This window comes from Allobosea sp. CER48, from assembly GCF_044752385.1.
Taxonomy (GTDB): domain Bacteria; phylum Pseudomonadota; class Alphaproteobacteria; order Rhizobiales; family Beijerinckiaceae; genus Allobosea.
Genome location: NZ_JBIWYK010000435.1, coordinates 1 through 2,584, shown reverse-complemented (window position 1 = coordinate 2,584; position 2,584 = coordinate 1). Strand labels below are relative to the sequence as shown.

Sequence of the window (2,584 nt, the reverse complement as noted above, 5' to 3'; positions counted from 1 at the left end):
GCGCGCTTGAGCCATAGTCGCGGATCGTTTTCGCGGCCGACATCGCGCGACAGGGCCGCGCAAAGATCGGCCATGGCCGCGAGATTGTGGATCGGCCGGAACGAGTCGACATGCGGCAGCATCGCGCGAATTCCGCTCGCCCGCGCCGCGAAGGCATCGTAGCGCAAGAGCGGGTTGAGCCAGACGAGCTGCCGGCAGGACCGATGCAGCCGGTCCATTTCGAAGGCGAGGCTGTCGTCGAGATGGCGCTCGAGCCCGTCGGTGAAGAGCAGAACGATCGCCCCGCCCGCCAGCACGCGCCGCGACCAGACCCGGTTGAAATCATGCAGCGCAGCCGAGATCCGCGTTCCGCCCTCCCAGTCCGGCGCTGCCCTGCCGGCGAGCGCCAACGCCTCGTCTGGATCGCGTGCCTTCAGCATCCGGGTGACGTTGGTCAGCCGTGTGCCGAAGACGAACGAATGCACGCGCCGCCGCTTCTCGGTCAGTGCATGCAGGAAATGCAGGAAGATGCGCGAATACTCCGCCATGGAGCCGGAGATATCGACCAGTGCCACGATCGGCGGATGCATCTCGCGACGCTCGCGAAACGCGAGATCGATCGAACCGGCCCCTCCCCTGAGCGATTGCCTCAGTGTCCGGCGCAGATCGATCGTCCGGCCATGGGCCAGCGGCCTGAACCGCCGCGTGGGCACGCTGTCGTCCGGCAGACGAAGGTCCGCGATCAGTTGCTTGGCGCGGGCGATCTCGGCAGCGCTCATCTGGGCGAAGTCGCGCGACTTCAGCATTTCCCGATCCGAGACGGTCAGGCGCGCCGTGAGTTCCGTCAGCTCCACCGGCGGCTCGTCCTCGCGCGCCGGCGGCGAGAAGGCCTCGGCCACGCGCAACGCCCCGGCCTCGGCCTTCTCCGGCTGCCGCTCGGCGCCTGGCGACACCGGCGACATCTGCGCCATGATCTTCTCGATCAGGTTGCGCCGGCGCCAGAACAGCCGGAATGCCTGGTCGAAGACCGGACTGTCCTCGTGCTTTTTCACGAAGATCGCATGCAGCGCCCAATAGACGTCGTCGCGCTCGCCCAGCGCGCCATCGGCCAAAGCCTCGACCGCCTCGACGACGGCGCCCGGCCCGACCGACAGCCCGGCCGCGCGCAAGGCGCGCGCGAAATAGGCGATGTTTTCGGGAAGCCTGCCGGTCATTCCTGGCCGCCCGGCCTCAATCCCGGGTCTCGGTCATGAACACCTTCTGGGCCACCTGCCAGCGGCTCTCGATCTTCAGCAGCGAGAGCAGATCGGTGAAATAGCGCGGCGGCATCTGGCACTTGACCTTGACCAGCGCGAGCGTCGGCCCCACGAGATCGATGGTCAGGATATGGTCGTCGCGCTGCAGCCCGGCCTTCTGCGGCGCAGGCCTCTTGCGGACAAGGTCGAGCCATTCATCCCGCGGGACGACCTGGATCGTGCCATCCTCTCGCGCCGTCGTCAGTGCACTGGTCGGGTGGAAGACATGCGCGAGCTTCTCGGCATCTCCCTCGTAGAGCCCGTCAAGATAGGTGCGTACCGTCGCTTCGACCGCCTTGATGTCTGCGTTCATGGCGTCCCCCTCGCTCTTTTCAGCGGATCTGCAGAAGACTAGCGCCCAGCCTCTGCCTTGGCCTGATCCAGCAGTTCCCTGACCTTGGAACCCTGCATCGCCTGGATATCGTCCTGGTACTTCAGCAGCGCGCCCAGCGTATCGGAGACGATGGCCGGATCGAGCGCGACGGCATCGAGTTCGACCAGCGCGGTCGCCCAGTCCAGTGTCTCGGCCACACCCGGCTGCTTGAACAACTCTTCTTTGCGGATCGCCTGCACGAAACCAACGAGCTGCTTCGAGAGCTTGGCCGGCGCCTCCGGCACCTTGGCCTTCAGGATCGCGAGCTCGCGTGCGGCATCGGGGTACCCGACCCAATGGTAGAGGCAGCGCCGCTTCAGTGCGTCATGGATCTCGCGCGTGCGGTTCGAGGTCAGGATCACGATCGGCGGCTCGGCAGCCCTCACCGTGCCGAACTCGGGGATCGTCACCTGCGCATCGGCCAGCACCTCGAGCAGGAACGCCTCGAAGGCCTCGTCGGTACGGTCGAGTTCGTCGATCAGCAGGATCGGTGCGCCACCCTCCTGCGGTTCCAGCGCCTGCAGCAGCGGGCGCTTCACCAGATACTTCTCGGAGAAGATGTCGCCTTCCAGCCGCTCGCGATCCTCGGCGACGCCGCCGGCCTCGGCGAGGCGGATCGCCATCATCTGTCCGGCATAGTTCCACTCGTAGACGGCGGAGGCGAGATCGAGCCCCTCGTAGCACTGCAGCCGGATCAGCCTGCGGCCCAGCCCCGCGGCGAGTACCTTGGCGATCTCGGTCTTGCCGGTTCCGGCCTCCCCTTCCAGCAGCAGCGGCCGCTTCATCCGCAGCGCCAGGAAAAGCACCGTCGCCAGCGCGCGATCCGCGACATAGCCCTGCGATTGCAGCAGCGCGAGTGTGGCGTCGATGGAGGGAGGGATGCGTGCGGCGTTCAGCATGGTCGATTTCTATCGCGGCGAGAAGGATGAAGGAAGGC

The 2,584-nt window shown here is 66.5% G+C and carries 3 protein-coding genes; all 3 read right to left on the bottom strand.

What is annotated here, in order from left to right; translation table 11 throughout:
• Positions 1–1,193: vWA domain-containing protein (locus tag ACIPIA_RS13990; RefSeq protein ID WP_400510424.1), on the bottom strand; the 1,193-nt coding region annotated here is incomplete at its 3' end.
• 16 nt (positions 1,194–1,209) lie between these two features.
• Positions 1,210–1,587 (bottom strand): nuclear transport factor 2 family protein, encoded by a 378-nt coding sequence (locus ACIPIA_RS13985; protein ID WP_400510422.1) that lies wholly within the window; start codon positions 1,585–1,587, stop codon positions 1,210–1,212.
• Positions 1,588–1,625: 38 nt separating this feature from the next.
• Positions 1,626–2,546 carry an AAA family ATPase gene (locus ACIPIA_RS13980; protein ID WP_400510421.1) on the bottom strand — a complete coding sequence of 307 codons (921 nt, stop codon included), beginning with the start codon at positions 2,544–2,546 and terminating at the stop codon, positions 1,626–1,628.
• Between the last annotated feature and the right edge of the window lie 38 nt (positions 2,547–2,584).

Coding starts and splice junctions, on each gene's coding strand:
- ACIPIA_RS13980 (WP_400510421.1), bottom strand. CDS start 2,546: ATGCTGAACGCCGCACGCATCCCTCCCTCCATCGACGCCACACTCGCG.
- ACIPIA_RS13985 (WP_400510422.1), bottom strand. CDS start 1,587: ATGAACGCAGACATCAAGGCGGTCGAAGCGACGGTACGCACCTATCTT.